The 6,916-nt window shown below is 43.4% G+C and carries 5 protein-coding genes, 3 pseudogenes and 1 riboswitch; of the genes and pseudogenes, 7 read left to right on the top strand and 1 reads right to left on the bottom strand.

The window, feature by feature from the left end; genetic code table 11:
- The 7 genes and pseudogenes from HT669_RS09635 to HT669_RS09605 form a co-directional block, all read left to right on the top strand.
- Positions 1-610: pseudogene (locus HT669_RS09635) on the top strand (group II intron maturase-specific domain-containing protein); the annotation flags it as partial.
- Between the two features lie 111 nt (positions 611-721).
- Positions 722-824: riboswitch (TPP riboswitch) on the top strand.
- Between the two features lie 69 nt (positions 825-893).
- Positions 894-1,184, top strand: a complete 291-nt coding sequence (locus HT669_RS09630; protein ID WP_000647658.1) for a thiamine-binding protein — start codon at positions 894-896, stop codon at positions 1,182-1,184.
- Positions 1,147-1,905 carry an ABC transporter permease gene (locus tag HT669_RS09625; RefSeq protein WP_162199268.1) on the top strand — a complete coding sequence of 253 codons (759 nt, stop codon included), beginning with the start codon at positions 1,147-1,149 and terminating at the stop codon, positions 1,903-1,905. Before HT669_RS09630 ends, HT669_RS09625 begins: the two co-directional genes overlap by 38 nt.
- A gap of 37 nt (positions 1,906-1,942) precedes the next feature.
- Positions 1,943-2,950: an ABC transporter substrate-binding protein gene (locus HT669_RS09620; RefSeq protein WP_031233681.1), complete on the top strand. Its 1,008-nt coding sequence runs from the start codon at positions 1,943-1,945 to the stop codon at positions 2,948-2,950.
- On the top strand, positions 2,950-3,675 hold the full coding sequence (locus HT669_RS09615) for an ABC transporter ATP-binding protein (protein ID WP_000136235.1): 726 nt from the start codon (positions 2,950-2,952) through the stop codon (positions 3,673-3,675). The genes HT669_RS09620 and HT669_RS09615 overlap by 1 nt, the downstream gene beginning before the upstream one ends.
- Positions 3,676-3,795: 120 nt before the next feature.
- Positions 3,796-4,254, top strand: coding sequence for a CtsR family transcriptional regulator (locus tag HT669_RS09610; protein WP_023936792.1), 459 nt, complete (start codon positions 3,796-3,798; stop codon positions 4,252-4,254).
- 1 nt (position 4,255) lies between these two features.
- Positions 4,256-6,637: pseudogene (locus HT669_RS09605) on the top strand (ATP-dependent Clp protease ATP-binding subunit); the annotation flags it as partial.
- On the opposite strand, the pseudogene HT669_RS11265 reads toward HT669_RS09605, so the two are convergent.
- Positions 6,526-6,916: pseudogene (locus HT669_RS11265) on the bottom strand (hypothetical protein); the annotation flags it as partial. The pseudogenes HT669_RS09605 and HT669_RS11265 sit on opposite strands and share 112 nt — an antisense overlap.

Below are 6,916 nucleotides of genomic sequence, written 5' to 3'. Positions count from 1 at the left end.
CAGATGATTGTGTGATGACGGTCGGAAGCGAGGCAGCCGCTAAGCGTGTGATGTATTCAGTCAGTCGTTTTATTGAGAAACGGCTAGGTTTGAAAGTAAATATGACCAAGACTAAGATTACCAGACCAAGAGAGCTGAAATACTTAGGTTTTGGGTTCTGGAAATCATCAGATGGTTGGAAAAGTCGTCCCCATCAAGATAGTGTTCGGAGATTTAAGTTTAAATTGAAGAAACTAACACAGAGGAAATGGAGTATAGACCTAACAAGACGTATTGAACAACTGAATTTGTCCATTCGAGGATGGATAAACTATTTCTCATTGGGAAATATGGAAAGTATTGTCACCAGCATAGATGAGCGCTTGCGTACTCGCCTACGAGTGATTATCTGGAAGCAATGGAAGAAGAAATCGAGACGACTATGGGGATTGCTTAAGTTAGGAGTTCCTAAATGGATAGCAGATAAGGTATCTGGCTGGGGTGACCATTATCAATTAGTAGCTCAGAAGTCGGTACTAAACGTGCTATATCAAAACCAGTCCTTGAAAAACGTGGACTGGTTTCGTGTTTGGATTATTACCTTGAACGACATGCGTTAAAAGTTAGTTGAACCGCCGTATGCCGAACGGCACGTACGGTGGTGTGAGAGGGGCTAAAGATTATCCCCTACTCGATTAAGCAATTTCCTTGACATTTTTCTTATTTTGCGCTATCATATATACATATAATATATGGGAGTCTGTGTACAGTCTGAGAGGAAGTGTTAAACTTCGACCGCACCTGATCTGGGTAATGCCAGCGGAGGGAACGATACTTAGTCTGATTTTGCACCTTTTCCATATATGGTAAAGGTTTTTCTTTTTGTCAAAGGAAAACGAGAAGAGGAGGTTTTTATGAAAGCAAGCATCGCCTTGCAAGTTTTACCCCTAGCACAGGGGATTGATCGGATAGCTGTTATTGATCAGGTCATTGCTTATCTGCAAGCTCAAGAAGTGACCATGGTGGTGACACCATTTGAAACGGTCTTGGAAGGGGAGTTTGATGAGCTTATGCGCATTCTAAAAGAAGCGCTGGAAGTGGCAGGGCAGGAGGCAGATAATGTCTTTGCCAATGTCAAAATAAATGTAGGAGAGATTTTAAGTATTGATGAGAAGCTTGAAAAGTATGCTGAGACGACACATTAGTCTATTGGGTTTTCTGGGAGTCTTGTCAATCTGGCAGTTAGCAGGTTTTCTTAAACTTCTCCCCAAGTTTATCCTGCCGACACCTCTTGAAATCCTCCAGTCTTTTGTGCGTGATAGAGAATTTCTCTGGCACCATAGCTGGGCGACTTTGAGAGTGGCTTTACTGGGGCTGATTTTGGGAGTCTTGATTGCCTGTCTCATGGCTGTGCTCATGGATAGTTTGACTTGGCTCAATGACCTGATTTACCCTATGATGGTGGTTGTTCAGACTATCCCGACCATTGCCATAGCCCCTATTCTGGTCTTGTGGCTAGGTTATGGGATTCTGCCCAAGATTGTCTTGATTATCTTGACAACAACTTTTCCTATCATCGTCAGTATTTTGGACGGCTTTAGGCATTGTGACAAGGATATGCTGACCTTGTTTAGTCTGATGCGGGCCAAGCCTTGGCAAATCCTGTGGCATTTTAAAATTCCAGTCAGCCTGCCTTACTTTTATGCAGGTCTGAGGGTCAGTGTCTCCTACGCCTTTATCACAACAGTGGTATCTGAGTGGTTGGGAGGCTTTGAAGGACTAGGTGTCTACATGATTCAGTCCAAGAAACTGTTTCAGTATGATACCATGTTTGCTATTATTATTCTGGTATCGATTATCAGTCTTCTCGGTATGAAGCTGGTTGATGTCAGTGAAAAATATGTTATTAAATGGAAACGTTCGTAGAATAAGAATGTTTCAAAAAAGAAAAGAGGAAATCAAAATGAAGAAAACATGGAAAGTGTTTTTAACTGTTTTAACAGCTCTTGTAGCTGTCGTGCTTGTAGCTTGTGGTCAAGGAACTGCTTCTAAGGATAACAAAGAGGCAGAACTCAAGAAGATCGACTTTATCCTAGACTGGACACCAAATACTAACCACACAGGGCTATATGTTGCCAAGGAAAAAGGTTATTTCAAAGAAGCTGGAGTGGATGTTGATTTGAAATTGCCACCAGAAGAAAGCTCATCTGACTTGGTTATCAATGGTAAGGCACCATTTGCAGTGTATTTCCAAGACTACATGGCTAAAAAATTGGAAAAAGGAGCAGGAATCACTGCCGTTGCAGCTATTGTTGAACACAATACATCAGGAATCATCTCACGTAAATCTGACAATGTAAGCAGTCCAAAAGACTTGGTTGGTAAGAAATACGGGACTTGGAATGACCCAACTGAACTTGCTATGTTGAAAACATTGGTAGAATCACAAGGTGGGGACTTTGAGAAGGTAGAAAAAGTACCAAATAACGACTCAAACTCTATCACACCTATTGCCAATGGTGTCTTTGACACTGCTTGGATTTACTACGGTTGGGATGGTATACTTGCTAAATCTCAAGGTGTAGATGCTAACTTCATGTATTTGAAAGACTATGTCAAGGAGTTTGACTACTATTCACCAGTTATCATCGCAAACAACGACTATCTGAAAGATAACAAAGAAGAAGCTCGTAAAGTCATCCAAGCCATCAAAAAAGGTTACCAATATGCTATGGAGCATCCAGAAGAAGCGGCTGATATCCTCATCAAGAATGCACCTGAACTTCAGGAAAAACGTGACTTTGTCATCGAATCTCAAAAATACTTGTCAAAAGAATACGCAAGCGACAAGGAAAAATGGGGTCAATTTGATGCAGCTCGCTGGAATGCTTTCTACAAATGGGATAAAGAAAATGGTATCCTTAAAGAAGATTTGACAGATAAAGGCTTCACCAACGAATTTGTGAAATAATGACAGAAATAAGACTAGAACACGTCAGTTATGCCTATGGTCGGGAGAGGATTTTAGAGGACATCAATCTGCAGGTGACTTCAGGTGAAGTGGTTTCTATCCTAGGTCCAAGCGGTGTTGGAAAGACCACTCTCTTTAATCTAATCGCTGGGATTTTAGAAGTCCAGTCTGGGAGAATTGTCCTGGATGGTGAAGAAAATCCCAAGGGGCGCGTGAGTTATATGTTGCAAAAGGACTTGCTCTTGGAGCACAAGACGGTGCTTGGAAATATCATTCTGCCCCTCTTGATTCAAAAAGTGGATAAGGCGGAAGCCATTGCCCGGGCGGATGAAATTCTTGCGACCTTCCAGTTGACAGCTGTAAGAGATAAATACCCTCATGAACTCAGTGGCGGGATGCGCCAGCGTGTAGCCTTGCTTCGAACTTACCTTTTCGGGCACAAGCTCTTTCTCTTAGACGAGGCTTTTAGCGCCTTGGATGAGATGACCAAGATGGAACTACACGCTTGGTACCTTGAGATTCACAAGCAGTTGCACCTGACAACATTGATTATTACTCATAGTATAGAGGAGGCTCTTAATCTCAGCGACCGCATCTATATCTTGAAAAATCGCCCTGGGCAGATTGTTTCAGAAATTAAACTAGACTGGTCTGAAGATGAGGACAAGGAAGTCCAAAAGATTGCCTACAAACGTCAAATCTTGGCAGAATTAGGCTTAGAATAAGTAGAAAAATAGGGAGTTGGTGAAGATTATCCTTTACCAGCGCCCTTTTTCTTTTAAAAATGAGAAAATTTCGGTATAATAGTCAAAGATAGTCAAGGTTCAAAGAGAGGTGGGTTTGTAATGAGATTTAAAAATACATCGGATCATATTGAGGCCTACATCAAGGCGATTTTAGATCAATCTGGTATCGTGGAGTTGCAACGAAGTCAGTTGGCAGATACCTTCCAGGTTGTTCCTAGTCAGATTAACTACGTGATCAAGACACGCTTTACGGAAAGTAGAGGCTACTTGGTTGAAAGTAAGCGTGGTGGCGGAGGTTATATTCGTATAGGACGGATTGAGTTTTCTAGTCATCATGAAATGCTCCGAGAGCTTCTTTATTCGATTGGCGAGCGAGTTAGTCAAGAAACTTATGAGGATATTCTCCAGCTTTTGGTTGAGCAGGAATTGATGACCAAGCAAGAGATGAATTTGCTAGTATCAGTAGCTTTGGATCGCGTTCTAGGAGAAGAAGCTCCAGTCCTTCGTGCAAACATGCTACGCCAGGTCATACAAGAGGTAGATAGAAAAGGGAAGTAAGATGAACTATTCAAAAGCATTGAATGAATGTATCGAAAGTGCCTACATGGTTGCTGGTCATTTTGGAGCTGGTTACCTAGAGTCTTGGCACTTGTTGATTGCCATGTCCAATCACAGTTATAGTGTGGCAGGGGCGACTTTAAACGATTATCCATATGAGATGGACCGTTTAGAAGAGGTGGCTTTGGAACTGACTGAAACGGACTATAGACAGTATGAAACTTTTACGGAGTTGCCGTTCTCCCGTCGTTTGCAGGTTCTTTTTGACGAAGCAGAGTATGTAGCGTCAGTGGTCCATGCTAAGGTATTAGGGACAGAGCATGTCCTCTATGCGATTTTGCATGATGGCAATGCCTTGGCGACTCGTATTTTGGAGAGGGCTGGTTTTTCTTATGAAGACAAGAAAGATCAGGTCAAGATTGCTGCTCTTCGTCGAAATTTAGAAGAACGGGCAGGTTGGACTCGTGAAGACCTCAAGGCTTTACGTCAACGCCATCGTACTGTGGCTGACAAACAAAATTCTATGGCCAATATGATGGGCATGCCGCAGACTCCGAGTGGTGGTCTCGAGGACTATACGCATGATTTGACAGAGCAAGCGCGTTCTGGCAAGTTAGAACCAGTCATCGGTCGGGATAAGGAAATCTCGCGTATGATTCAAATCTTGAGCCGTAAGACTAAGAACAACCCTGTCTTGGTCGGGGATGCTGGTGTCGGGAAAACAGCTCTGGCGCTTGGTCTTGCCCAGCGTATTGCTAGTGGTGATGTACCTGCGGAAATGGCTAAGATGCGCGTGTTGGAGCTTGATTTGATGAATGTCGTTGCAGGTACACGTTTCCGTGGTGACTTTGAAGAGCGTATGAATAATATCATCAAGGATATTGAGGAAGATGGCCAAGTAATTCTCTTTATCGATGAACTCCACACTATCATGGGTTCTGGTAGCGGGATTGACTCGACTCTGGATGCGGCCAATATTTTGAAGCCAGCCTTGGCGCGTGGAACTTTGAGAACGGTTGGTGCCACCACTCAGGAAGAATACCAAAAACACATCGAAAAAGATGCGGCCCTTTCTCGTCGATTCGCTAAAGTGACGATTGAAGAGCCAAGTGTGGCAGACAGCATGGCCATTTTGCAAGGCTTGAAGGCGACTTATGAGAAACATCACCGTGTGCAAATCACAGATGAAGCGGTCGAAACAGCCGTTAAGATGGCCCATCGTTACTTGACTAGTCGCCATTTGCCAGACTCTGCTATAGACCTCTTAGATGAAGCAGCAGCAACAGTGCAAAATAAGGCTAAGCATGTAAAAGTAGACGATTCAGGCTTGAGTCCAGCTGACAAGGCCTTGATGGATGGCAAGTGGAAACAGGCAGCTCAGCTAATCGCAAAAGAAGAGCAAGTGCCTGTCTATAAAGACTTGGTAACAGAGTCTGATATTTTGACTACCTTGAGTCGATTGTCAGGTATCCCAGTCCAAAAACTGACTCAGACTGACGCTAAGAAATACCTGAACTTGGAAGCTGAACTACACAAGCGTGTCATCGGTCAAGATCAAGCAGTTTCAAGCGTTAGCCGTGCTATTCGCCGCAATCAGTCAGGGATTCGCAGTCACAAGCGTCCGATTGGTTCTTTTATGTTCCTAGGACCCACAGGTGTCGGGAAGACCGAATTGGCCAAGGCTTTGGCAGAAGTTCTCTTTGATGACGAATCAGCCCTTATCCGCTTTGATATGAGTGAGTATATGGAGAAATTTGCAGCCAGCCGTCTCAATGGAGCTCCTCCGGGTTATGTGGGTTATGAAGAAGGTGGGGAGTTGACCGAGAAGGTTCGCAACAAACCCTATTCCGTTCTCCTTTTTGACGAGGTAGAGAAGGCCCACCCAGATATCTTTAATGTGCTCTTGCAGGTCTTGGATGATGGTGTCTTGACCGATAGCAAGGGCCGCAAGGTTGACTTTTCAAATACCATTATCATCATGACGTCAAACCTTGGTGCGACAGCCCTTCGGGATGACAAGACCGTCGGTTTTGGAGCTAAGGATATTCGTTTTGACCAGGAAAATATGGAAAAACGCATGTTTGAAGAGCTGAAAAAGGCTTATAGACCTGAGTTTATCAACCGTATTGATGAAAAGGTGGTCTTCCATAGCCTGTCTAGTGACCATATGCAGGAAGTGGTGAAGATTATGGTCAAACCTTTAGTGGCAAGTTTGGCTGAAAAAGGCATTGACTTGAAATTACAAGCTTCTGCACTGAAATTGTTGGCAAATCAAGGATATGACCCAGAGATGGGAGCTCGTCCACTTCGCAGAACCCTGCAAACAGAAGTGGAAGACAAGTTGGCAGAACTTCTTCTTAAGGGAGATTTGGTGGCAGGCAGCACACTTAAGATTGGTGTCAAAGCAGGCCAATTGAAATTTGATATTGCATAAAAATGGAGAATCAGGAGTAATCTTGATTCTCTTTTGCCAAATTTCAAGTTCAAGTTAGCCATGAAGAAGTCTTCTCTGGGTGATTTGTAGTTCAAGCATTTTTTAGGATAGTTATTAATCCAATTTTCGATGAATGCGACTTCTTTGGGAGTCGTTTTCTTAGTTCCCTTAGGTAACCATCTCCGAATGAGCCTGTTGTGATTCTCATTAGTTCCCCTTTCCCAAGAG

The sequence above is a fragment of the Streptococcus sp. 2100 genome (assembly GCF_013276335.1).
Lineage (GTDB): Bacteria > Bacillota > Bacilli > Lactobacillales > Streptococcaceae > Streptococcus > Streptococcus pseudopneumoniae.
The sequence above is the reverse complement of the archived record's forward strand: the minus strand, read 5'-3'. Positions and strand labels throughout refer to the sequence as shown.